Genomic DNA, 23,685 nt, shown 5'->3' on the forward strand with positions numbered 1-23,685 from the left:
GCCGCGTAGCAAGGCTCGCAAAATCAGATGCTTAGTTTCGAATCCGACTCTAAGATGGTCGAGCGGTGCGCGCGGCACTCCATAGCGGAAAGCCGTGATAGCGCCATCCGGGAAGGCCCGCAAACAATCCTCAAATGGCTTTTCTCATTTCGCACTTGGAATAGGCGGATCAAGCCAGGTGGCTTACCGTTTCGCCCGGCATGTTACGGGAAGGTGCACATGGATGTAGTTGAGCTACGCTACGAAGCATTAAGGCTATATCGCCTGGCGCAGAGTGAGCCAGACCATAGCGAAAGGCTGCGATTGACGCTTGCAGCAGATGCGGCAGCCGAGCGTGCCGACCGGCTTATTGACAAGTAGAACGAATCCGCGAATGCTGACAACAAAGACCAACCCTTGGCGGCGGGCGACATCCTGAACCTGTTGCTCGATAAATCAGCTGGTTTTCCGCGTCCGGACCCGCGATGTTTCGATTGAAGGAATGGCGGATGCACAAAGCAATCCTGGCCTTAGGCTCGGCCGTTATACTTGCTCAGATCGCGCAGGCTGAGGATTGGCGTCCGGTCGAAATCGGCACGTCTCCCGGTGCGGTCAAATCCCTATATGTCGAGATGCAGACCATGCGCCGCGACGGAGATCTTCGATACGCATGGGTTCTCTCCTGGTTTGATACGACGAAGAGTGCGTACCGCTATAAAAAGGAGCTGGTGGCGATCGATTGCCTGCAAAATCAGTTTGAAGGCATTAAATGGGTCTGGGTCGACACGGCAGGACAGCTCTGCGAAAGTGACGACGCAGACACGCGATGGACACGAACGCTCGAGGGTAGTCCGGGTGACTCGATCACGAGGTTTGTCTGTGGCGCCTAGCTAGCGCTTAGCAGGCTGCTGAAAAAGGCCACGGTTTGACGATAAAGGTGGTGTCGTCGCCATTGTCGTAGGCGATTTCGCCCTCGAGCCAGCCATCGTCGCGAAGGTCGGCCCATCCGGTGCCAGTGACCTGATCGCCTTCATCTTCGCCGTTCCAGTCGAAGTCGACAACGCTCGGGGTGAACCCGCCGTCAAGCGAAGCGGAGAGCGCGCCGAACGCCATTTCACCGGCGCCATCGGCGTCAATGCGCAGGAAAGCCGGGCCGCATAGATCGAGATGGTCGCGCGGCCATGCTCCGCTCTCCACGATCTGCCATTTGCCGACGAAGGCGACGCTCGCAACCATCAACCCGTCTCCAGCAGCTCGGGTAGTCTGACAAGATTGTAGGCGGCAATCGTCAGCGTGAAGGCGAAGCGCACCCGGGCTAGTCCCCGGAATTGGGTCTTGCCTTGCCCTGCCGCGGACTTCACCCAATTGAACACCTCCTCGATCCGTTTGCGGATGCGGATACTCGCGCGATAGCCCGGGTGCCGCGTCGTGCGACCGTCGATGCCGGCGCGCCGGCCGTTCACGTTCTGCGCGACATGCGGGGTGACACGCCGATCCCGCAACTCGGCGACGAAATCGCGGCGGTCGTACGCGCGGTCGGCCGCCCGAGTGACCCGGCGGCCATTTGTGCGGTCAACATCGTCGAGTATCGCGATCGCGGTAAGCCGTTCGGCAAAGCCGGCCACCCGCCTCGTCTCGGCATCGACCGCCAAGCCGTTGCGGTTCTCCATCAGAACGTGCCCCTGTAGCACAGCTTTGCGCCCGCCCCCGGGCTCTTTCGATACAGGCGCGCGTCCGGATCGGTGGTCGAGGCATGGGTGTCGTTGCTGCGCTTGGTGCCGCGGAAGTCGACCTCGACGTTACGACCATTCGGGCCGTCGGCGGGTGGTTCATCGGCTCCGGCGTCGTCCTTGGGACGAAAGCTCTTCATGCTGCACCATGCCTCGATCAACGTACCGTCCACCGAGGAATGCTCGGTCGACAGCAGGCGCTTCACCTGCGGCCGCGCCAGGATCGCCGACAGGAAGCGCGCCGCGATCTCGCCGTCCAGCAACCGCTCGCGGTTCTTCGAGAAGGTCGAAGCGTCGCACACCGGATCGTCGACACCCAGACCCACGAACCAACGGAACGACAGGTCGAAATCCAGCCGCTCCATCATCTGCCGCTCCGAGCGGATGCCGTGGAACAGCTGCAGCAACAACGCCCGTAACGTAACAGCTTCTCCGGAGCGATCGACGGCCGCCCAATCCGCGAATATACCCTCTTCAGTTCCGCGCAGATGTCGCCCAGCGCCTCGTTCACCAGCCCACGGATCGCCCGAAGCGGATGCCGCGCCGGCACCCGCTGTTTCAGATCGACGTAGGAAAACAGCTTGCCCGACCGCTCGTCCGTACCGCGGATCCATCGACCCCATTCATCGCGTGCTGACACGATGAATCATTTCACGCCGCGATAGCCAGGCCCTTTTTCAGCAGCCTGTTATAGCCCATATCGACTATAATTGCGTAACTTGCTAGGGTCTGGGCATTGAAGCCGGTACTTTGCGCACACGACCGGCACCTCGTCCAGCGGCGTCGTCCACGCCGGCGACCGGCTCTCGGCGTGCATTTTCCACTCGTATTTGAAGCCTTGTGCCGCCGGTACCGACACCGATCAGACGCTCAGGCGTGAGCCGCTGAAGGATGGGCGGCCCTGTTTGACGCAGCGCTAGCGTGGCATCCCCGCCGACAGTTGGGAGAGCCGGCGGGGTATCGTCTTCCACCACGGAAGCGCGACGCCGCGATGATGGGGATTGTCGATCAAGAATCGATTAACGGCGTCTGGAGCCGTTGAAACCGAACGTCACATTGCGAGTTATGCCGGCGGCCGCCAGGACCTCCTAAGCTTAGCGGCAAGAGCCTCGCCGTCTTCCATCGGCGGCGGGGCTCGCAACGCTAACTAGAAGCCTTCGTTCTCGCGGCAGGCCGATATTCTGGCGTGCAGCCCAAGCGTCGGCTTAGAACGTCGGCGCGGCAGAAACCCGCGGCGGGGGTCGCAAACCGCCACGATGCAGCTATGATGAGCGCAGGGCCAGTGGTGGCCGCATCTCACTGGCCTAGAGCCTCGCCGGAATTGAACAACCTGGCGGGGCTCGTTTGGCGTCAGAGCCGGCAAACAGGTGGCAACTTCTCAAATCGCGGCACAGCCCTGTGCGCTGCTTGGCTTTGCGGAAACGTGTTCTGGCGGTGGAGGCGTGTCTGCGATAGCCTCGATAAATCGAACGAGTCGGGGGATTCGTTGTTCGGGGGTCTGTCGGATGAACGCGGCCGAGATCGTTACAGTGATAGCCGATCGATTCGGGGCAGACGGCTCCAGAGTGGCACTTCGCTTATATAGCGACACCTTGGCAAAGGAGGGCAAAGCGAAGGCCGAGCCCTACGTCGCCGCTGCCATCATGCTTTGCCGGCGTTAGCATCCCCCGCCCTTGAAGGACTGATGCCCGACAAACATCTTGCGGAGAGGGCCAGTCGACCACTCCCACCGCGACCGGCTTTAGAGCCCCCTCGCCACCATCCCTGGGCGGCGGGGCTCGCTTTTGCTAAATGTCAACGCTACCGGGGAATGCAGAGCTGGTGAAGGGATGGGCATTTCCCTTTGCCGGTCTCAGAGCCCCGCTGTCCCGCCCCACGTGCGCAGCGGGGCTCGCAACTGCCCAGGGTCGCGTATGTTAAGCGCGCAAGACCAGCGGGGCATGCATGACACGCTGGTCTTAGGAGCCGCTGCTATCTCAGGAACGGATGCCGCGTCGATCTGGCTATTATGGCGGCCACCGTCGTCAGGCGGAACGTGACCCACATGGGTCTACGTAGGGCCACTCTGCACGAAGCTTCGTGATCGCATCGTTCATTGGACGACGGATAGATGGGGCCTTGCGATGCCCACATGTTGTTTTCACCGACCAGTTCGGAAGCTTTTTGATGCAGATGTGTCTACGGAGATCCGCGTGATAATCTTGTCCCAAAAAGCTCGCGGCGTACCGGTCGACGCCGCTAGCATTGTGATAAGCTCCTGACGCAGATCGCTCGCTGTCACTGCCGCTCACGATCCGCAGAAATTAACATTCCGTGCTGATAACAACGTGCTTCACGCAAAGCTGCATCCGGTGAGTGTGCGCCGCAATTAATCCGGTCGGTCGCGCGTGGCGCTCAATCAGATTAGGTTGCCGGCACCCAGGAAAGATCGAGCAAGCCGAGCGAGCGGTGATATGCTGCCGGGCGAATCGGAGGGGCTATGGCGCAGACCAACAACGAAGGTGAGACGTTCGGCGAATGGGTTCTTGCTCAGAAAGACCGGGAAGGCGCAATCGCCGATCTCGTCAGTGCGGCGAAAGCTGATCGCGCCTTCCCTCGTCGAGGCAATCCCGACGACGTCCGCAAGCGTCTTAACGAAATGCAGGCAGACGGCGATATGCATGCTGTCGTCGACGACGCCGAAACGGATTGGCTGAGCTGCTGATGCCGTTTCATGGAGCAAGGCCTTGGACCGATGCCGAGGACAAGCGTCTCCTGCGGATGTACCGAGATGGGTACGAGAGGCGTATGATCGCGGAGGCGCTAGGACGCCCGGCGAAAGCTATCACCGACCGCAAGCGCAAGCTCATGGCGGACGAATGCCCGACGTGCTGAGCTTCCATGGTGAGCCACCGACAACGTCAGACGCGGAGCGCTGGGCGGAGGCGCTGGCCTTTGTGCGACAGTATAGAGGGCGAGCGTTGGCAATTGCGGATGACCGGATTGCGGACCTCGCTGTCGATGCCGCCGGCCGAGCGCAGTGGCGGTCGCTTCGGTCGCTAATCATTCAGATCAAAGACAGGGCCGTAGTAGACGCGGAGCAACACTGATGCGCCGCACCATCACACACATCGAATGGGCCACCGGCAAATTTGCGGGCCGCACTTTCATCCGTCTGGACTGCTCACACGAGCGGTCAATCGGCGGACACGTGTTCCTGAGTGGAAAGTCACCCCGCGTCGGGCAGGAATATGAATGCCGCGAGCACGGTTGCGGCCATATGGCGTGAGGCAGCGTATGATCGCGTGGCGGACAATCCCCCGCTTAGCTCATGGGCGGAAGCGATGGATCTTTCCAACACGCCGCTCGCCCTGCCGCGCCGCCTTGCCATGAAAGTTCCGCCACCTATCCCGGCCACCTTGAGCATGCCCGGCCCTGTAAGCAGCGATGCTGGTGACAATGCCGACTATAGCGATGCCGACGTGAGACATTGATCTATTCCCCGACGGCCTGTCTCATCATGACGACACTATATCTTCCATTGCGGAGCGAACTTCAAGCATCGGTTTCAACGCCAACAGTCCGGTCTTTTGTCCCGCCGAGACAATCAGCGGACTAAACCTCTGCGCTGCGGATCGGCTGGGGTCGCTTTTGTAATCAAGCAGGATATGAAGCGCGCATGGTCGGCACGCCCGCAGGCGCTGTCGACTTAGAGCTCCGCTGTCCCCGCGAATAAGGCGGCGGGCTCGCCATCACACTGTTTTCCCTATGTCCCTCCAATCAAGAATACGGGCTATCATCGGCGATCGTGTTGGGCATGGTGAAGCTATCGCCGCGGCCGTCGCGCGATCCCCAGCAGAGATGCAAGCCCGGCGAGACTGAAAATTGCAGGGGTCCAAAGAGCGAGCGCGTTTGACGTGCGCTTGGCTGCCTCCATGCGATCAAGCCGTTCAAGCTCAAGCAACGTGAGGCGATCAAAACGACGTTGATCGATCGTCTTGGATTGATCCTTTGCTCGTGCCGATACCGTTTGGATAGCGGCTGGGCCGTCGGCCCGGAACAGGTCTGCGGCCTCCGCGATCGCTCGCTGCCGTAGCTCCCGTTCCGTTATTGCTGTCGTGCTGATCATCTGATTCGTTTAAGGCCATTCGGCGATTTTGCGCCACGCGTTTCTCTCGACTGAGACACGTTATCGCCGGGCGAAGTTCCTATGCGTTTCTCGGCCCGGTCCCGGTCCCGGTCCGCCGAAACACCACCACCACGATCAGCACCACGGCGATCGCAGCTGTATCCGTCACCCAGTCCAGGATGTCGCAGTCGCGGTGAAGCGCTGGAATGGATTGAACGACTTCGATCAGCGCTCCGAGGAACGATAGCCGTTCGCCAATCCTCAACAGGCTCGCCTTCGGGAAGCTCGCGCAAGCCAGCGCCGTCAGTACAACGAACGCGAGCGAGTGCTCGAATTTATCCCCCCAGCTATCGATGGGTAGCGCGGGCGGATGAGGTTCGAACGCCATAAATATCGTGAAGCCAATGGCAGCGACGAGACAGGCTCGGGCGGCAAGGACTCCTGATTTTGCGGGAACGGCCATAACGGCCCTTACCTCAGCGTCGTCCAATTGGCGACAAATCAGGCGGTCAAGAGGCGTACCTGTCATTAACAACATCTGCCACCAGTCTTTCGACCGGGGCGGACCCTTACGCCGCCGACGCTCTGATCCAGGCGCACTGCTCGTCCAGCCGCTCGGCGTACCCTAAGAGCTCGTCGCGCATATCATCATCATTGGTGGCTTTGGCGATGATCAGAAGCTGCTCGGCCTGACGCGCGACCCGATCGGCCCACTCGATGCGCTCGGTTACCGGATTGATAAGCATGACGCCTCCATGATGGTGAGCGCTCAACGCTGCCTCGCGAAAACGGTGGTAGTTAACAGACGATAAGAGTTCCAGGTGCGACGAAAGGAGTAGATGTCCCGGCCCTCATGCCTGCGCGCCAAGCGCGGGAATGACGTCCGTAGCTGCCCGGTCAGACAGAACCTGCGGGAAGGGCCAGACGAAGGTGTCGGCGTTGCGCCGACTCCGCGGCGGCATGTATGCGGCACAGATGCCACGCCCGGTTCTCAACGCCGCCATGACGCTGGTCGACTGCCCCGACTGCGGGACGTCGATCATCGTGCCGTATTTCCAAATCGCATTCTGAGGGCGGCTTCCTGCAAGTGCGGCGTCCTCATCGTGATAGACGACGATACCCCGCCGCATGTGATGCGGACCTTGATCGTTCGTGCGGGCCTCATGAACGCTGCGAACGATTAACCACGCTACCGCTGAGACGCTCGTGGCCCAGTCATGGCCGCGCTATCCTGCTAAAGGCCTAGCCGTTCAGCTTGCATTCGGCCGGGTCGGCCGATGGCGGCAACGGAATATAGAATCGACTAGTGAAGACGCCCTCAACGGCCGTTCTCAGCGAATTGCATTGGCGTGGGTATCAGCGCGTCTCAGCGCGCTTATTCCCCATTCGTTACCCAAGTCCGAGTGCTTGTGGTGAGCCTACGCTCACTAAGCGCTTGAAAAAGCTTGGTGACCCCAACGGGAATCGAACCCGTGTTTTCGCCGTGAAAGGGCGACGTCCTAGACCGCTAGACGATGGGGCCGCGGTGGCGGGCGATTAGGGCAGCGCGCCCGCCCGGTCAAGCCAGCTTCACTCCGCCCAGGCGGCATCGTCGAGATGGAGCTCGGCGGCCGGGCGCTGTGCCCAATCGTCGATCTTGGCGCGGCCGGCGAGCCACAGTCGCCGGGTCGCGCCGGCACCGAGTAGGGCCAGGCCGAGCGCGCTGTCCGCCTGCCCGAACGCCATCGTCTTGATCGGACGACCGTCGTCCCCCGAGACGATCGCGCGGACATGGCCGTTGCCGACCACATCGGCCTTGACGACGCGCACCCGGCCGGCGGCGACGCGCGGCGACGGCCAGCCCGCGCCATAGGGACCGCCCGCCTCGAGCGCCTCGACCAGCGCCGGGGTCACCCCGCCCGCGCCGACCACGGCGTCGACCAGCAGCGCGCGGCGATCCGACGCGGCGGCGACATCGGCCCCGAGTCGCTCGTCGAGGAAATCGGCGAAGGCGTCGAGCTTGGCCGCGTCGATCGTCAGCCCCGCCGCCATCGCGTGCCCCCCGCCCGCGACCAGCAGCCCGACATCTTTGGCCGCCATCACCGCCGCACCGAGGTCGACGCCCGAGACCGACCGCCCCGACCCCTTGCCGATGCCGCCGTCGAGCGCGATCACGATCGCGGGACGGCCCGAGCGTTCCTTGAGCCGGCTGGCGACGATGCCGATCACGCCGGGATGCCAGCCCTCGCCCGCAATCACCGCGACGGCGCGATTGCCCTGCGCCGGGAGCAGCGCTTCGGCCTGTTCGCGCACCGCCGCCTCGATCGCGCGGCGCTCTTCGTTGAGCCTGTCGAGTTCGAGCGCGATCGCGCGCGCTTCGGCGGGATCGTCGGTGGTCAGCAGCCGTACGCCGAGATCGGCCTTGCCGACGCGGCCGCCCGCATTGATCCGCGGCCCGAGCGCGAAGCCGAGATCGGTGCAGGTCGGGTTGCGGGTGAGCCTGGAGGCCTCGATCAGCGCGGCGAGCCCGATGTTGCGGCCGCCCGCCATCACCTTGAGCCCCTGCGTCACGAACGCGCGATTGAGGCCCTTGAGCTGGGCCACGTCGGCGACGGTGCCGAGAGCCACGATATCGAGCAGTTCGAGCAGCTTGGGCTCGGCGCGGCCGCCCGCGAACCAGCCGCGCGCGCGCAGCACCCGGATCAGCGCGGCGCCGAGCAGGAAGGCAACCCCGACCGCAGCGAGATGAACATGTGCGGCGCCCTCCCCCTCGTCGAGCCGGTTGGGGTTGACGATCGCGTGGGCAAGCGGGAGCGATGTCGCGCATTTGTGGTGATCGACGACGATCACGTCGAGCCCGGCGGCGCGCGCCGCGCCGAGCGCCTCGAAAGCGAGCGCGCCGCAGTCGACGGTGACGACCAGCCGCGCGCCGGCCTCCGCCAGCCCGACCAGCGCGTCCGCGGACGGGCCATAGCCTTCGAGAAGTCGGTCGGGAATATAATGCCCGACCGCGAGCCCGAGGTCGCGCAGCAGCCGGATCAGCAACGCCGCCGAGGTTGCGCCGTCGACATCATAGTCGCCGAAGATCGTCACCGCTTCCTGCGCGGCGATCGCGTCGGCAAGGCGTTCGGCGGCACGGTCCATGTCGAGGAAGATCGAGGGATCGGGCATGAAGCCGCGGATCGTCGGCACGCGGTGGCGATCGAGCGCGTCGCGCGCGCAGCCGCGCGCCATCAGCAACTGGTCGACCAGCGCGTCGGGGCGGAAGTCGCGGTCATTCTCGAGCCCGCCCGCGAGCCCGCGCCAGCGCCAGGGCTGGCCGAGGATCGAGCGGGTCACTCCACAGGGTGACGCGGCGGGGGTGTCCATCCGCGCGGCTCTAGCCGATCGCAACGACAGAGGGAATTAGGGCGTGGCCCGCGCTAGTCCGCCTCCAGCCAGAGCAGCAGCGTGAAGAACAGCGATCCCGCGATGGTCGTCATCACCAGCAGCGTCGCGGTGCGCCAGATCGCGCCGAAGCGGCCGGTGAGATACGCGCCCTTGAGATGCTGATACATGTGGATCGGCGGCACGAAGATCAGCGCCAGCCATAGCCAGGCTTGCGAGACGCCGATCAGCTGGAGCCCGATCAGGCCGACCACAAGCAAGGTCATGAAGCTCAGCGAATGGATCGCGAAGATCGCATGGTCGTAAAGACCCACATCGCGCCGCCAGAAGAACAGCAGCCAGATGAACGGCACCGAGATCGGGATCAGCGCCCAGCTGAACTTGTAGCTCGCCATCTTGAGCTTGTAGGCATACAGTTCGGGATTGGCGCGGACATGGTTGATCTTCGCGTCGAGATCGGCCGAACCGGTGTTGACGTTCATATTCTTGATGCCGGTCGCGACATCGAAATTGACGGTCTGCCCGGCGGCCTTGACCTGACCGATGCGTGCCGCCCCTTTGGCATCGACCGGGATCTTGGCGGTCGCCGCCTTGAGCGCGGCGACCTCGCCGGTCGCCTCGGCGATCTTCTTGTCGAGATCGGCGACATTGGCCTTGGCATTGTCGGCCTGCAGGTCGCTCCGCTTTTCCTTGAGGTCGTCGAGCTTGTCCTGCGCCTTGTCCGCAGCGTCGGACATCTGGTCCTTGGCCCGGGCAAGCCCCTGTGCTGCGCCCGCGACGTCGGGCATGCTGACCCGGTTGACCGCGGCGAACAACAGGAAGACGCAGAACAGGAACAACGCCATCGGCGACACGAACTTGGCGCGCTCGCCGTGGACGTAGCGCCGGGTCAGCGGCCCCGGATGCAGCGCGAGCATCGGCAGCGTCTTCCAGATCTTGCCTTCGAAATGGAACACGCCGTGGAGGATGTCGTGACCGAGCGCGGTAACGTTGCGATGGACGTGCCCGCTCTGCCCGCAATCATGGCAGAAGCCGCCAACGCGGACCGCACCGCAATTGAGACAGGTGCCGCCCGCGCCATCATGCGCGTCGTGCCCGGTGCCACCGCGTGCACCATCGACGCTGCGCGCGATCACGCCGCCGGTGAGGATGTCGCCGATGCCGTCCGCGGTGTCGCTCATGCCTATCCCCTTGTTGCTATGCAGGATAGACATGATCCCTGCACCGGGTCGAGACCGTTCCGGTACCGGCACGCTTCTGCTAAGGCGCCGCGCATGGATATTCCGCTGCCCCTCGCCGCGCCGATGAGCGACGCCGACGCCGACGCGCTGATCCGCGACATGGGATTGCGCGCGCGTGCTGCCGCGACCGCGCTGGCGACGATGCCGACGGCGCGCAAGGCCGAGGCGCTGACCCGCGCCGCCGCACTGCTGCGCGAACGATGCGACGGCGTGCTCGCCGCCAATGCGCAGGACATGGCCCGCGCGGATGCGACCGGCATGGCGGATGCGATGCGCGACCGCCTGCGGCTCGATCCCGCCCGTGTCGAGGGCATCGCCGCGGCGCTCGCGGCGGTGGCGGCGCTCGACGATCCGGTCGGCCGCGTGATCGACGCGAGCGAGCGCCCCAATGGCCTCAGTCTCAGCCGCGTGCGCGTGCCGCTGGGCGTGATCGGCATCATCTACGAAAGCCGCCCCAACGTGACCGCGGACGCCGGCGCGCTTGCGCTGATGGCGGGCAATGCCGCGATCCTGCGCGGCGGCTCGGAAGCACGCGCAAGCAACGCCGCGATCCACGCCATCCTCGTCGAGGGCATCGCGGCGGCCGGCCTGCCGCGCGATGCGGTGCAGATGATCCCGACCGCGGATCGCGCCGCGGTCGGTGCGCTGCTCCGTGCGCAAGGCCTGGTCGACATCATCGTGCCGCGCGGCGGCAAAGGGCTGGTCGCCCGCGTGCAGGACGAGGCGCGCGTGCCCGTGCTCGCGCATCTCGACGGCATCAACCACAGCTACGTTCATGCCTCGGCCGATCCGGCGATGGCAGAGGCGATCGTGGTCAACGCCAAGCTGCGCCGCACCGGCGTCTGCGGCGCGACCGAGACGCTTCTCGTCGATCGCGACTACCCGGCCGCCACCGCGCTGGTGACGGCTCTGCTCGATGCCGACTGCGCGCTGCGCGGCGATGGCGCCGCGATGGCGCTCGATCCCCGCATCGCCCCAGCCGACGCCGCCGACTGGGACACGGAATATCTCGACGCGATCTGCAGCGTCGCCATCGTCGACGGCCTCGACGATGCCCTCGCGCATATCGCCGCACACGCCTCGCACCACACCGACGCGATCATCGCTGAGGACGCGGACGTCGCCGAGCGCTTCCTGACGGCGGTCGATTCGGCGATCGTCATGTGGAACGCCTCGACCCAGTTCGCCGACGGCGGCGAGTTCGGGCTCGGAGCCGAGATCGGGATCTCGACCGGCCGCCTCCACGCCCGCGGCCCGGTCGCGCTCGAAGGCCTGACGACGTACAAATGGGTGGTGCGCGGGACGGGGCAGACACGTCCTTGACGGTCGTCGGCCGGGACCGGCCCGCCCGATGAAGCGCATCGGCCTGCTCGGCGGCTCGTTCAACCCGGCGCATACGGCGCACCGGCGAATCAGCCTGTTCGCGTGTCGAGCGCTCGGGCTCGACGAGGTGTGGTGGCTGGTGTCACCAGGCAATCCGCTCAAGGTCGACGCGACCGACATGGCCTCGCTCCCCGAACGGCTGGCGTCCGCCACGCGGATGGCGCGCCGCGCGCCGATCGTGCCGACCGCGATCGAGACCCGGCTCGGCACACGCTATACGGTCGACACGCTGCGCGCGATCGTCCGCCGCTACCCCCGCAATCGGTTCGTCTGGATCATGGGCGCCGACAATCTCGCCCAATTCAGCCGTTGGAAGGACTGGCGCGGGATCGCGAAGACGCTTCCCATTGCCGTCGTCGCGCGTCCGGGCTATGGAGGGAACGCTCGATCGGGCGTCGCGATGGGTTGGCTCGGCCGTTTTGGCCGGCCCGCATCCGACGCGAGGCGATGGACGCGATGGAGTATCCCGGCGCTCGTGCAGCTGCACACCGTTCCCGATCCGACTTCAGCCACCGCCCGGCGGGCCGCCGATCCCGATTGGCACCGCCGTATCAGCCCCAAGACCCTGCGTGATCGCGTGACGCGCCGGGCCGTTTCCCCGGAGGTTCATTGCCCGCTTCTCCCGCCGCCGCCCGCCCGATGACGGACGGCACCGCTCCGCCCACCGGCGGCGTCTCCCCCGAAGCGCAGGCGCTGCATGCGCTGGTGCTCGAATCGCTCGATGCCGATCAGGCGGTCGAGACGATCTCGATCCCGCTCGCCGGCAAGTCGAGCATCGCCGATTACATGGTGATCGCCAGCGGCCGATCGAGCCGTCAGGTCGCCTCGATGGCGGCCAAGATCGCCGAGAAGGTCAAGGCCGAATTCCGCCGCAGCGTGCGGATCGAGGGTCTTCCCGCCGCCGATTGGGTGCTGATCGACGCGAACGACGTCATCGTCCACCTGTTCCGTCCCGAGGTCCGCTCCTTCTACAATCTGGAGCGGATGTGGGCGTTCGGCGACGAGGCGGCGGCGACTGCCTCGCCCTCCAACCCGCCCGTCGACGGCACGCCGCCGACCGAGCCGGACGCCGCCGACGCGTCCGACGCCTGACGCCGTCCGCTTCCCGAGGCCGCCGTGCTGCTGCACATCGTCGCACGCGGGCGGATCGGGCGCGGACCGGAAGCCGATCTGGTCGAGCGCTATCTCAAGCGGATCGCCTGGCCGACCAAGGTGACCGAACTGCCCGATACGGGCGGACGGTTGCCTGATTTGGCGCCGGGCACGCGAACCGTCGTGCTCGACGAGACCGGTCGCGACCTGCCCTCGCGCGAGCTTGCCGCGATACTCGGACGCTGGCGCGACGACGGCGTGCGCGAGACGCGCTTCCTGCTCGGCGCCGCCGACGGCCATGCCGCGACGACGCGGGACACCGCCGACCTGTTGCTCGCCTTCGGCCGCGCGACCTGGCCACATATGATGTCGCGCGCGATGCTCGCCGAACAATTGTGGCGCGCGAACAGCATCCTCGCCGGCCATCCCTATCATCGCGAGGGATGATGGACCGCTTGCTCGCGCCCCCATCCCCGTTCGTGCCGCGCGCGGTCGACAGATGCGTTGCACAGGCAGGGCCCGAAGCGCGGACGTCGACTTTGCCCGGGGCTAAGGCTTTCACGAAGGCTGGCGCGCTGGTCATCGCCATCGCCCTGATCGCGCTCGCCACCCCCGCGCTCGCCCCCATTCGCGCCGACGGCCTCGACGACCAGCGCGCCTCGCTGCTCGGCGCCAAGCAGGCCGCAGCCGACGCCGAGGCGCATGCCGCCGCGCTCAACCAGCAGGCGGAGGCGGCCGGCGACGAAGCCGCCAAGGCGCGCGCGCATGCCGCCGCGCTCGCCATGCAGGTCAAGGCCGCGCAGTCCGACATCGCCGCCGCGCACGCGCGGATCGCGCTGATCGCAGCGCTCCAGCAGACCGAGCGCGGCCGCATCGCCGACAAGCAGGCGCCTGTCCTTCACCTCGTCGCCGCGCTGCAGACGCTGGCCCGCCGGCCGCCGGCCCTGGCGATCGCGCAACCCGGGTCGATCGAGGACATCGTCCACGTCCGGCTGCTGCTCGCCGACACCCTGCCGGTGATCGCGACGCGCACCGCCAGCCTGCGGGAGGAGCTCGACCGGCAGACCGCCTTGCGCGGCGACGCCGAACGCGCGATCGCGGCGCTCGCGGCGAGCGAGAAACTGCTCGACCAGCGCAAGATCCAGCTTGCGCAGGTCGAGGCGACCGCGATCCGTCGCTCGCAGCGGCTCGCCGACCAAGCCGCCGACGAGCAGGAGCGCGCTTTGGGGCTCGGCGAGGAGGCGCGGGACATTGCCGACCGCATTCAGACGCAGAGCAAGGCCGACGACGTCGCCGAACGGCTTGCTAGATTGACCGGGCCGGACCAGCGCCCCGCCGGCCCCGACGACTCGCTGCCTGCGCACCCCGGCTCGCCGCGCTACCGCCTGCCGGTCGCGGGCACGGTGGCGACCGGCTTCGGCGACGTGTCGTCATCGGGCGTCACCGCGCGCGGGCTTACCATCGCGACCGACGGCGCCGCGATGGTGACCGCACCCGCGGCGGCGACGGTCGCCTTCGCCGGCCCGTTCCGCAGCTATGGCCGGATCGTGATCCTCGCGCATGGCGGCGGCTGGACGACGACGGTGACGGGGCTCGACACGCTGCTGGTCAAGCAGGGCGCGCGCGTCGCCCAGGGGGCGCCGATCGGTCGGGGCGGCGCGCATGGCGGTCAGGTCACCAGCGCATTGCGGCGCTATGATCGGCCCGTCGACGTCGTCGCGATGATCCAGGGCGGCTGACCGCTTCACCGTTCCCCGGCACCCGGCGCCCGCGCCCGCGCATCCAACGATCGCTTTTGCCCGCTGGCGAAACGCTGTAACAAGGGCGTCGGACGGGCGCCCCTGCCCCACGGAAAGACGATCATCGATGCCGAAGTCCCTGTTGCGCACGATTGCCCTGCTCGCGGCCGGTGCCGCCATTCCGACGATCATGATCCCGACCGTGCAGGGCGCGCGCGCCGCCGAATCCGCGGCCGCGCCTGCGACCGACCAGGACACCTACAAGCAGCTCGACCAGTTCATGAACGTGTTCCAGAAGGTCCGTGCCGACTATGTCGACAAGACCGACGACACCAAGCTGATCAAGGGCGCGATCGACGGCATGCTCGCCAGCCTCGATCCGCACAGCAGCTATATGGACGCGCATGACTCGCAGCAGATGAAGCTGACGACGGACGGCAATTACGGCGGGCTCGGCCTCACCGTGCAGGCCGAGGACGGCGTCGTGAAGGTCCAGACGCCGACCCCCGACACGCCCGCCGCGCGCGCCGGGATCAAGTCGGGCGACTATATCACCCACATCAACACCAAGCTCGTCTACGGGCTGACGCTCGACGAGGCGGTCGACCAGATGCGGGGCCCCCCGGGCAGCAAGGTGACGCTGACGATCGTGCGGCCCGGCCGCGACAAGCCGTTCGATCTCACGCTCACTCGTGAGAACATCGTGGTCAAGTCGGTCAAATACGAGGCCCGCAACCACATCGGCATCATCTCGATCAACAGCTTCTCCAAGCAGACCGGCGCCGACACGCGCGCCGCGATCGCCGCGATCACCAAGCTCAACGGCGGCCTGCCGACCGGCTATGTCCTCGATCTGCGCGACGACCCCGGGGGGTTGCTCGACCAGGCGATCGAGGTCGGCGACGCCTTCCTCGATCATGGCGAGATCGTCTCGCAGCGCGGGCGCACCAAGGACGACATCGAACGCTATTACGCGCACCCCGGCGACGACGCGCACGGGCTGCCGATCATCGTGCTGGTCAATGCCGGCTCCGCCTCCGCCGCGGAGATCGTGGCCGGTGCCCTGCAAGACCAGCGCCGCGCTTTGGTGATGGGCGAGCGCAGCTTCGGCAAGGGATCGGTGCAGACGCTGCTGCCGCTGACCGACGACACCGCACTGCGCCTCACCACCGCGCGCTACTACACGCCGTCGGGCCGCTCGGTGCAGGAGGGCGGCATCCAGCCCGACGTGTCGGTGCCGCAGCTGACCGATCCCGACTATAAGGACCGGCCGCGCTTCCGCGAGGACGATCTGCGCCGTCACCTGATCAACGAGGCCAAGGTCGACGACAGCGTGCTCGAGGCCGACGACAAGACCGACCCACGCTTCACCGCGACGCCGGACAGCCTCAAGAAGCAGGGCATCACCGACTATCAGCTGAGCTACGCGCTGCAGACGATGGCGCGCCTCGCCCCGGCCGCGCCCGCCGCCAAGGTGGCGCTCGCGACGCCGACGGCGCACTGAGCGGACGATGACATCCCTGTCGCGCGCGCGCCTGATCGCGATTCTCGTCCCCAACCTGCTGCTGTGGGGGGCGATCGGATCGCAATATATCGGCCACCTCGTCCCCTGCGAAATGTGCATGTGGCAACGCTGGCCGCATGTCGCCGCGATCGCACTGGCGCTGGTCGCGATCGCGCTGCGCGGCAATCCGCCCGCGTCGCGCGGCTTCGCCGGGCTGGCCGCTGTCGCCATCCTCGTCTCGGGTGCGATCGGCGTCTATCATGCCGGAGTCGAATATCATTGGTGGGCGGGGCCGGCGCGGTGCACGTCGCAGGGCTTCACCTCGATCGCCGACCTGATGGCGGCCAAGCCGGTGATGTGCGACGTGCCGCAATGGACGCTGTTCCATGTCTCGCTGGCGGGCTTCAACGCGATCGTCTCGCTGATCGCGGGCGTCGCGATCCTGTCGCTCGTCGCCCGGCGCGTGCGATGAGCGAGCCCGACGTCAAGGCGATGATCCGCGTCGACCAGGCCGGCGAGTTCGGCGCGACGCGCATCTATGCCGGGCAGCTGGCGATCTTGGGGACGAGCTCGCCCGCCGGCCGCCTGATTACGCGCATGGCCGCGCAGGAGCAGCGCCACCGCGAGACCTTCGACCGGATGATTGCGGAGCGGAGCGTCCGCCCGACGCTGCTGGCGCCGCTCTGGGATCGCGCGGGTTTCCTGCTCGGCGCGGTCACCGCCTTGATCTCGCCCGAGGCGGCAATGGCGTGCACCGCCGCGGTCGAGACCGAGATCGACAAACATTATGCCGACCAGCTCGTCGAGCTCGGCGATGCCGAGCCCGCGCTGGCCGCGACGATCGCCGAGTTCCAGGCCGAGGAGCTCGAGCATCACGCGACCGCGATCGCCGAGGGCGCCGAGCGCGCGCCGGGCTATCCGCTGCTGTCGGCAGCGATCCGGCTCGGCTGCCGCGCCGCGATCGGCCTGTCGAAGCGGATTTAGCGGCGAGCGCTACAGCGCCGCGGTCAGCGCGGCCTCGTCCTCGCTCGAAAAGGCGACCAGCACGACCCGGTCGAACGCCGCGGAATTGGCCGACAGCCAGCTCCTGATCGCATTGACCGCCACCTGCGCCGCCGCCGGCTTGGGATAGCCATAGACCCCGGTCGAAATCGCCGGAAACGCGATCGAGCGCGCGCCCGCCGCGGCGGCCAGATCGAGGCTGGTCATGTAGGCGCTGGCGAGCAGCCCCGCCTCGCCGCGACCGCCGCCCCGCCAGACCGGCCCGACCGCATGGACGACGTGGCGTGCGGGCAGCGCGAATCCTGCGGTGATCCGCGCCTCGCCGGTCGGGCACGGCGCCTGCGCGCGGCTCGCCTCGACCAGTTCGGGACCGGCGGCCCGGTGAATCGCGCCGTCGACCCCGCCGCCGCCGCCCAGCGATTCGTTCGCCGCATTGACGATCGCATCGACCGCCAGGGTCGTGATGTCGCCGCGCTGTACCTCGATCCGAACCATGGGCTGTTCCTTTCGCTTGCGAGAACCCATCCGCAGCCCCATGCGTTGCATCACGAAACGGGGCGGACAGGAAACCCACCATGCGCAGCTTGCTCTTCGTCACTCTCGCCGCGGCCGGCGCACTTGGATTTGGCGGTGTCGCGGCGGCGCCCGCCGCGGCGCAGTCGGCCGATCGGATCATCGACATCTATGGCACTGACAAATGCCCATCCAGCGGCGGCCAGGACATCGTCGTCTGCCGTCGTCATGACGAAACCGAACGCTATCGCATTCCCAAGAATCTGCGCGAGCAGGCGCCCGCGCCGCAGGCCGCGGGCAATACCGGCCTCGCCGCGATGAACAGCACGGGCGCCACCGGCGTGCAGGTCAACAGCTGCAGCACGATCGGCGCGGGCGTCGCCGCCGGCTGCCTCAAGCAGGAAGCCGATGCGTGGAAGGCGGACCAGAATGCGCAGAAGAAGGACGCCGCCGGCATTCCCTGATCGCGACGTGAGGAACGTCGCCTCGTCCCCTGATTCGCGCTCGTTCAGCCCCCCGACAGCCCCGAAGGGGTCTGGCTGACCGCCGTCTTCGCAATCCGAGATCCATGATGCCCGTGTCCGTTCGAACATTCGCCATTGCCGCCGGTGCCATGCTGCTCGCGGGCGCCGCTCCGTCCGCGGCGCAGGCCAAGCCGCCGACCGCCCGACCGGTCACCGGAGTCCCCGACGGCTCGAAGACGATCTCGATCATCGTCTATGGCAATGATGTGTGCCCGCCCGGCAAGGACGACGAGATCGTCGTCTGCGCGCGCCAGCCCGAGAGCGAGCGCTACCGCATCCCCAAGCGGTTCCGTGACAAGAAGCAGGACACGGCCCCCAACAACAGCTGGGCCAACAAGACGCGGACGATCGACGAGGCGAGCCGGACCGCGGCGGGCATTCCGGATACCTGCTCGCCGGTCGGCACCGGCGGCCAATCGGGCTGCTTTTCGCACTTCGTCACGCAGATGAATCAGGAGAAGTTGCAGGCGACGCAGCAGAAGGCGGATAATCCGGACGGGACGACGCCGAACTGACGCGCCGCGCTTGCCATCGCGCAAGCTGGAACGTACAAGGAACATATGGCGCAGATCGACTTACGCGACAAACTCGCGATCCTCGCCGATGCCGCGAAATATGACGCATCCTGTGCATCCTCCGGCACCGCCAAGCGATCGTCGGCAGGCAAGAAGGACGGCATCGGATCGACCGAAGGCATGGGCATCTGCCACGCCTATGCGCCGGACGGCCGCTGCATCTCGCTGCTGAAGATCCTGCTGACCAACAGCTGCATCTTCGACTGCCATTATTGCATCAATCGCAAGAGCTCGAACGTCCGCCGCGCGCGCTTCACCGCGAAGGAGGTGGTCGACCTCACGCTCTCCTTCTACCGGCGCAACTATATCGAGGGGCTGTTCCTGTCGTCGGGGATCATCGCCTCGTCGGACTATACGATGGAGCAGCTGGTCGAGGTGGCGCGGTCGCTGCGCGAGGATCATGGCTTTCGGGGCTATATCCACCTCAAGACAATCCCGGACGCCGACCCGCAATTGCTCGAAGCCGCTGGCAAGCATGCCGACCGGCTGTCGATCAACGTCGAGCTGCCGACCGTCGCCGGGCTGACCCGGCTCGCGCCCGAAAAATCGGCGACGCGGATTGAGGGCGCGATGGCCGGTCTGCGCTCGTCGATTGAGGATGGCCGCGACGCCAAGAAGAAATATCGATCCGCCCCCGGCTTTGCGCCTGCGGGCCAATCGACGCAGATGATCGTGGGCGCGGATGCCGCGACCGATCGCGACATCGTCGGCCGTGCGAGCACGCTCTACGATCGCTATGCGCTGCGCCGCGTTTATTATTCCGCGTTCAGTCCGATCCCCGATGCGAGCGACGTGCTGCCGCTCAAGCGCCCACCGCTGATGCGCGAGCACCGGCTCTACCAGTCGGACTGGATGATGCGCTTCTACGGCTATGGCCCGAACGAGGTCGCCGCCGCCGCCGATCCCGCGACGGGCATGCTGCCGCTCGACATCGATCCGAAAATGGCCTGGGCGCTGCGCTTTCGCGACGCTTTCCCGGTCGACGTCAACCGCGCGCCGCGGGAGGCGCTGCTCCGCGTGCCGGGTCTGGGGGTGAAGGCGGTCGACGGGATCATCACCGCGCGCAAATGGCGCAGGCTCCGGCTCGAGGACGTCGCGCGTCTGTCGCGCTCGATCGCCAAGCTGCGCCCCTTCCTGATCGCGGAGGACTGGCGGCCCGTCGCGCTTTCGGATCGCGCCGATCCGGTGCCGGTCGTGACGCCGAAACGGGAACAGCTGGAGCTGTTTGCGGCGTGAGGCCGTTCCCCGGCGAAAGCCGGGGTCCAGAATTGCAGACGCTGCGTTTGAAGCCCTGGACCCCGGCTTTCGCCGGGGAACGGAGACGATATGCCGCTCGCCCGATTGCAGACCCAGGACGATTTCGACGGCTGGCGCGCCGCCGCCCGGTCGCTCGCGCTGGCGAACATTCCGGCCGAGCAGGTCAGCTGGCAGGTCGGCGACGACGTCGGCGATCTGTTTGCCGGCGTCACCGAGACCGCGATCCCGCCGGCGCCCGCCGACGCCGCTTTCTCGGTATCGCGGATTTTCGTCGATCTCGCCGAGACCGCGATCCTCCATGCCGACCCCGAGCGCTTCGCCCTGCTCTACACGATGCTGCTCAGGCTGCGCGCCCAGCCTGGGTTGATCGACGACCAGGCCGATCCGCAACGTCGCCGGATCGAGGAGATGGCCAAGTCGGTGCGCCGCGACATCCACAAGATGCGCGCCTTCGTGCGCTTCCGCGAGCTTGTCGAGGATGACGGCACGCCGCGCTTCGTCGCCTGGTTCGAGCCCGAACATCATATCGTGCGCGCCAATGCCGGCTTCTTCGCGCGGCGTTTTACGACGATGCGCTGGTCGATCCTGACACCCGAGGCGACGATCCATTGGGATGGCGATACGCTCACCGAAGGTCCTGCGGCGATCAAGGCCGACGCCCCCGATGGCGATCCGATCGAGGAGGTGTGGAAGACCTATTATGCCTCCACCTTCAATCCGGCACGGCTCAAGACCGGAACGATGATCAAGGAAATGCCGAAGAAATACTGGAAGAACATGCCCGAGACCGCGCTGGTGCCGGGCCTGATCGCGGGCGCGCAGAACCGGGAGAGCCGCATGATCGATACCGCCAGGGCCGCACCGGGCGGCAATGCGCAGATGGCGCTCGACGCGCTGCGCGAGGAGGCGGCGGGGTGCAAGCGCTGCCCGCTGTGGAAACCCGCGACGCAGACCGTGTTCGGCGAAGGGCCGGCGGATGCCAAGCTGCTGTTCATCGGCGAGCAGCCCGGCGACCAGGAGGATCTGGCCGGCCGGCCGTTCGTGGGGCCCGCCGGCCAGCTGTTCGACCGCGCGATGGCCGAGGCGGGGGTCGACCGCGCACAGGCCTATGTCTCGAATGCGGTCAAGCATTTCAAGTTCGAGCCGCGCGGCAAGCGGCGCATCCACAGCAAGCCCAATGGCGGCGAGATCGAGGCGTGCCGCTGGTGGATCGAGCAGGAGCGCGAGATCGTCAAACCCGCGGTCACCGTCGCGCTCGGCGCGACCGCGGCGCAATCGCTGCTCGGCAAGGTGGTGACGATCTCGCGTACGCGGGGGAGCCCGATCGCGCTCGCGGACGGGTCGGAGGGCTGGGTGACGGTTCACCCGAGCTTCCTGCTCCGCATCCCCGAAGAGGACCGCCGCGCCGAGGAATATGCGCGCTTCGTCGAGGATCTGCGGCGGGTGTGGGATAGGGTGGGCGCGTTGAGCGGCTGACATACCGCCCCGAGCCTGCTCGGGGAGGTATTTTTATACGCGCGTCAGAACGTCTTCGGATCGGGCCCGATCTTGCCGTTCGGATCGTCGAGCGCCGCGATCGCGGCCATGTCCGCCTCGTCGAGCGCAAAGCCGCCGACCGCGAGATTGTCGACCATATGGCCGCGGTCCGAGGCCTTGGGGATGGTGATGATGCCCTGGTCGAGATGCCAGCGGATCACGATCTGCGCGGGCGTCTTGCCATGTTTGTCGGCGATCCCGACGATCGTGTCGTCCTTGAGGATCTGCGCCTGGCCGAGCGGGCTCCAGCTTTCGGTCAGGATGCCGTGCGTCTCGTGGAACGCGCGCAGGGCGTGCTGCTGGAATTTGGGATGCAGCTCGATCTGGTTGAGCACCGGCGTCACGCCGGTCTCGCCGATGATCCGCTCGAGATGCTCGGGCAGGAAGTTGGAGACGCCGATCGAGGTCACCCGTCCCTCCTCCTGCAGCCGCACGAACGCCTTCCATGTCTCGACATAGAGATCCGCCTGCGGGTGCGGCCAGTGCATCAGATAGAGGTTGACCGTGTCGAGGCCGAGCCGCCTCGCGCTGGCATCATAGGCCGCGAGTGTCTTGTCATAGCCCTGGTCCTCGTTCCACAGCTTGGTGGTGAGGAAGATCTCCTCCGCCGGCACGCCGCTGTCGCGCACGCCCGCGCCGACGCCCTCTTCATTATCATACGCCTTGGCGGTGTCGATCGCGCGATAGCCGGCGCGGATGGCGTCGGCGACGAGCGCCTGCGCCTCGCCGGGATCGACCTTGAAGACACCGAAACCGAGCTGCGGCATCATGTGACCGTCCGAAAGGCGGACGAGGGCTTGTTCGAGCGGAGCGTTGGTGATGTCCATGCGTGGCCCAACCCGGCGGCCGCAAAAAGGCTCCCTATTCCGCCGCAAGCAACGTCTCGGCCCCGCCGAGATCGACCGAGACCAGCCGCGAGACGCCGCGCTCGACCATCGTCACGCCGAACAGGCGGTGCATCCGCGCCATGCTCACCGCATTGTGCGTGACGACGAGGTAGCGCGTGTCGGTCTCGAGCACCATCTGGTCGAGCAGGTCGCAGAAGCGCTCGATATTGGCGTCGTCGAGCGGCGCGTCGACCTCGTCGAGCACGCAGATCGGCGCCGGGTTGGTCAGGAACAGCGCGAAGATCAGCGCGACGGCGGTCAGCGCCTGCTCGCCCCCCGACAGCAGAGTCAGCGACGCGAGCTTCTTGCCCGGCGGCTGCGCCATGATCTCGAGCCCGGCCTCGAGGGGATCGTCGCTGTCGATCAAGGCCAGATGCGCCTCGCCGCCCGCGAACAGCCGCGCGAACAGCCGGCGGAAATGGCCGTCGACCGCCTCGAAGGCGGCGAGCAGCCGGGCGCGGCCCTCGCGATTGAGGCTGCCGATCGAGCCGCGCAACCGCGCCACCGCCTCGACCAGCTCGTCGCGCTCGGCGGCTTGCGTGCCGCGCGCGGAGTCGAGCTCGGCCAGCTCCTGTTCGGCGACGAGGTTGACCGGTCCGATCCGCTCGCGGTCCTGCCCGAGCCGATCGAAACGCGCGGATTCGGCCGCGGTCTCGCCGACGCTGGCGGACTCGAAGCCGGCCCTTTCAGGCAGCAGCGGCGCGGGGTATTGAAAGCGCTCGCCGGCGACGCGCCCCATCTCGACGCGCCGCAGCTCCTGGTTCTCGAAGCGCGCGCTTGCCGCCGCGCGGTCCTCACGCGCCGAGGCGGCGGCCTCGCCTGCCTGTGCAGCGGCGGCTTCGGCGGCGTGCAGAATCGCCCCGGTGCGCGTCTCGTCTTCGACCGCGGCGGCGCTGGCGGCGACGGCGGCGACGCGCTCGGCCTCCGCGGCGGCGATCCGCTGGGCGAATTGCGCGGGGGCAGGCGCGAGGATTTCCGCCTCGTCGGCGGCCGCGCCCATCCGTCCCGCCATCTCCTTGATCCGCCCCGCCGCGTCGCCGGCGCGCGCGCGCCATCCCTTGGCCTCAGCGCGCGCCGCGGCGACGCGATCGCGGTCCGCCGCCAGACCGCGTTCGAGAGTCACCGTATCGAACCGCAACTGGCCGGCGAGCGCGCGCGCCGCCGGCGGGGGCGATACGGAGAAACAGCGGCACCGCCACCAGCCCGAGCGGTACGTTGACCAGGAACAGCCAGGGCCAGGTTGCGACCG

The 23,685-nt window shown here is 66.8% G+C and carries 25 protein-coding genes, 1 tRNA gene and 2 pseudogenes; 15 read left to right on the forward strand and 13 right to left on the reverse strand.

Annotation, left to right across the window (positions count from 1 at the left end):
* Window positions 1-488: 488 nt before the first annotated feature.
* A complete protein-coding gene (locus tag Q0326_RS00320) occupies window positions 489-869 on the forward strand; it encodes a surface-adhesin E family protein (RefSeq protein ID WP_298685848.1) in 381 nt (126 codons plus the stop codon).
* 7 nt (window positions 870-876) lie between these two features.
* Here Q0326_RS00320 and Q0326_RS00325 read toward each other — a convergent pair whose 3' ends face one another.
* From Q0326_RS00325 to Q0326_RS00335, 3 genes and pseudogenes are all read right to left on the reverse strand, one after another.
* Entirely contained in the window at window positions 877-1,215 is a 339-nt protein-coding gene (locus Q0326_RS00325) for a hypothetical protein (protein ID WP_298685850.1), read from the reverse strand.
* Window positions 1,215-2,319: pseudogene (locus tag Q0326_RS00330) on the reverse strand (IS5 family transposase). The gene Q0326_RS00325 and the pseudogene Q0326_RS00330 overlap by 1 nt, the downstream one beginning before the upstream one ends.
* Before the next feature lie 78 nt (window positions 2,320-2,397).
* A complete protein-coding gene (locus tag Q0326_RS00335) occupies window positions 2,398-2,568 on the reverse strand; it encodes a DUF4113 domain-containing protein (RefSeq protein WP_298685853.1) in 171 nt (56 codons plus the stop codon).
* A gap of 1,620 nt (window positions 2,569-4,188) precedes the next feature.
* On the opposite strand from Q0326_RS00335, the gene Q0326_RS00340 reads away from it, so the two are divergent.
* Window positions 4,189-4,413: a hypothetical protein gene (locus Q0326_RS00340; RefSeq protein ID WP_298685855.1), complete on the forward strand. Its 225-nt coding sequence runs from the start codon at window positions 4,189-4,191 to the stop codon at window positions 4,411-4,413.
* Between the two features lie 384 nt (window positions 4,414-4,797).
* The gene (locus tag Q0326_RS00345) at window positions 4,798-4,977 is read left to right on the forward strand and encodes a hypothetical protein (RefSeq protein ID WP_298685858.1); all 180 of its coding nucleotides are present in this window, start codon (window positions 4,798-4,800) and stop codon (window positions 4,975-4,977) included.
* 537 nt (window positions 4,978-5,514) lie between these two features.
* Here the strand turns inward: Q0326_RS00345 and Q0326_RS00350 are convergent.
* From Q0326_RS00350 to Q0326_RS00380, 7 genes are all read right to left on the reverse strand, one after another.
* Entirely contained in the window at window positions 5,515-5,817 is a 303-nt protein-coding gene (locus Q0326_RS00350; protein ID WP_298685861.1) for a hypothetical protein, read from the reverse strand.
* 79 nt (window positions 5,818-5,896) lie between these two features.
* Window positions 5,897-6,205 (reverse strand): hypothetical protein, encoded by a 309-nt coding sequence (locus Q0326_RS00355; protein ID WP_298685864.1) that lies wholly within the window; start codon window positions 6,203-6,205, stop codon window positions 5,897-5,899.
* Between the two features lie 181 nt (window positions 6,206-6,386).
* Window positions 6,387-6,563 (reverse strand): hypothetical protein, encoded by a 177-nt coding sequence (locus Q0326_RS00360; RefSeq protein ID WP_298685866.1) that lies wholly within the window; start codon window positions 6,561-6,563, stop codon window positions 6,387-6,389.
* A gap of 105 nt (window positions 6,564-6,668) precedes the next feature.
* Complete coding sequence (locus Q0326_RS00365; RefSeq protein WP_298685869.1) at window positions 6,669-6,947, reverse strand: hypothetical protein; 279 nt, start codon at window positions 6,945-6,947, stop codon at window positions 6,669-6,671.
* A gap of 316 nt (window positions 6,948-7,263) precedes the next feature.
* Window positions 7,264-7,339 (reverse strand) — tRNA-Glu (locus Q0326_RS00370).
* A 47-nt stretch (window positions 7,340-7,386) separates the two neighbouring features.
* Window positions 7,387-9,165, reverse strand: a complete 1,779-nt coding sequence (recJ, locus tag Q0326_RS00375; protein WP_298685872.1) for a single-stranded-DNA-specific exonuclease RecJ — start codon at window positions 9,163-9,165, stop codon at window positions 7,387-7,389.
* 53 nt (window positions 9,166-9,218) lie between these two features.
* Window positions 9,219-10,364 (reverse strand): DUF3667 domain-containing protein, encoded by a 1,146-nt coding sequence (locus Q0326_RS00380; protein ID WP_298685874.1) that lies wholly within the window; start codon window positions 10,362-10,364, stop codon window positions 9,219-9,221.
* A gap of 123 nt (window positions 10,365-10,487) precedes the next feature.
* Here Q0326_RS00380 and Q0326_RS00385 point away from each other — a divergent pair, with 123 nt between their 5' ends.
* From Q0326_RS00385 to Q0326_RS00420, 8 genes are all read left to right on the forward strand, one after another.
* The gene (locus Q0326_RS00385) at window positions 10,488-11,747 is read left to right on the forward strand and encodes a glutamate-5-semialdehyde dehydrogenase (RefSeq protein ID WP_298685913.1); all 1,260 of its coding nucleotides are present in this window, start codon (window positions 10,488-10,490) and stop codon (window positions 11,745-11,747) included.
* A 28-nt stretch (window positions 11,748-11,775) separates the two neighbouring features.
* The gene (locus Q0326_RS00390; RefSeq protein WP_298685877.1) at window positions 11,776-12,450 is read left to right on the forward strand and encodes a nicotinate-nucleotide adenylyltransferase; all 675 of its coding nucleotides are present in this window, start codon (window positions 11,776-11,778) and stop codon (window positions 12,448-12,450) included.
* Window positions 12,447-12,899: a ribosome silencing factor gene (rsfS, locus tag Q0326_RS00395; protein WP_298685880.1), complete on the forward strand. Its 453-nt coding sequence runs from the start codon at window positions 12,447-12,449 to the stop codon at window positions 12,897-12,899. The genes Q0326_RS00390 and rsfS overlap by 4 nt, the downstream gene beginning before the upstream one ends.
* Window positions 12,900-12,923: 24 nt before the next feature.
* Entirely contained in the window at window positions 12,924-13,346 is a 423-nt protein-coding gene (locus Q0326_RS00400) for a 23S rRNA (pseudouridine(1915)-N(3))-methyltransferase RlmH (protein ID WP_298685882.1), read from the forward strand.
* A gap of 92 nt (window positions 13,347-13,438) precedes the next feature.
* On the forward strand, window positions 13,439-14,638 hold the full coding sequence (locus tag Q0326_RS00405; RefSeq protein ID WP_298685885.1) for a peptidoglycan DD-metalloendopeptidase family protein: 1,200 nt from the start codon (window positions 13,439-13,441) through the stop codon (window positions 14,636-14,638).
* Window positions 14,639-14,765: 127 nt separating this feature from the next.
* Window positions 14,766-16,142: a S41 family peptidase gene (locus Q0326_RS00410; protein WP_298685888.1), complete on the forward strand. Its 1,377-nt coding sequence runs from the start codon at window positions 14,766-14,768 to the stop codon at window positions 16,140-16,142.
* Between the two features lie 7 nt (window positions 16,143-16,149).
* On the forward strand, window positions 16,150-16,614 hold the full coding sequence (locus Q0326_RS00415; protein WP_298685891.1) for a disulfide bond formation protein B: 465 nt from the start codon (window positions 16,150-16,152) through the stop codon (window positions 16,612-16,614).
* Entirely contained in the window at window positions 16,611-17,126 is a 516-nt protein-coding gene (locus Q0326_RS00420) for a demethoxyubiquinone hydroxylase family protein (protein ID WP_298685893.1), read from the forward strand. The genes Q0326_RS00415 and Q0326_RS00420 overlap by 4 nt, the downstream gene beginning before the upstream one ends.
* A gap of 9 nt (window positions 17,127-17,135) precedes the next feature.
* Here Q0326_RS00420 and Q0326_RS00425 read toward each other — a convergent pair whose 3' ends face one another.
* Window positions 17,136-17,639 (reverse strand): O-acetyl-ADP-ribose deacetylase, encoded by a 504-nt coding sequence (locus Q0326_RS00425; RefSeq protein ID WP_298685896.1) that lies wholly within the window; start codon window positions 17,637-17,639, stop codon window positions 17,136-17,138.
* An 80-nt stretch (window positions 17,640-17,719) separates the two neighbouring features.
* Between Q0326_RS00425 and Q0326_RS00430 the strand changes: the two genes are divergently transcribed.
* From Q0326_RS00430 to Q0326_RS00445, 4 genes are all read left to right on the forward strand, one after another.
* Window positions 17,720-18,121, forward strand: coding sequence for a hypothetical protein (locus Q0326_RS00430; protein ID WP_298685898.1), 402 nt, complete (start codon window positions 17,720-17,722; stop codon window positions 18,119-18,121).
* 113 nt (window positions 18,122-18,234) lie between these two features.
* Window positions 18,235-18,696: a hypothetical protein gene (locus Q0326_RS00435; RefSeq protein WP_298685901.1), complete on the forward strand. Its 462-nt coding sequence runs from the start codon at window positions 18,235-18,237 to the stop codon at window positions 18,694-18,696.
* A 45-nt stretch (window positions 18,697-18,741) separates the two neighbouring features.
* The gene (locus tag Q0326_RS00440; RefSeq protein WP_298685904.1) at window positions 18,742-19,992 is read left to right on the forward strand and encodes a putative DNA modification/repair radical SAM protein; all 1,251 of its coding nucleotides are present in this window, start codon (window positions 18,742-18,744) and stop codon (window positions 19,990-19,992) included.
* Window positions 19,993-20,082: 90 nt separating this feature from the next.
* Window positions 20,083-21,489, forward strand: coding sequence for a UdgX family uracil-DNA binding protein (locus tag Q0326_RS00445; protein ID WP_298685907.1), 1,407 nt, complete (start codon window positions 20,083-20,085; stop codon window positions 21,487-21,489).
* A 44-nt stretch (window positions 21,490-21,533) separates the two neighbouring features.
* Here the strand turns inward: Q0326_RS00445 and Q0326_RS00450 are convergent, their stop codons facing one another.
* Together Q0326_RS00450 and Q0326_RS00455 are read right to left on the reverse strand one after the other, a co-directional pair.
* Window positions 21,534-22,319: an aldo/keto reductase gene (locus tag Q0326_RS00450; protein ID WP_298685910.1), complete on the reverse strand. Its 786-nt coding sequence runs from the start codon at window positions 22,317-22,319 to the stop codon at window positions 21,534-21,536.
* Between the two features lie 91 nt (window positions 22,320-22,410).
* A pseudogene (locus Q0326_RS00455) lies at window positions 22,411-23,685 on the reverse strand (chromosome segregation protein); the annotation flags it as partial.

It is taken from the genome of uncultured Sphingomonas sp. (assembly GCF_937859915.1).
Lineage (GTDB): Bacteria > Pseudomonadota > Alphaproteobacteria > Sphingomonadales > Sphingomonadaceae > Solisphingomonas.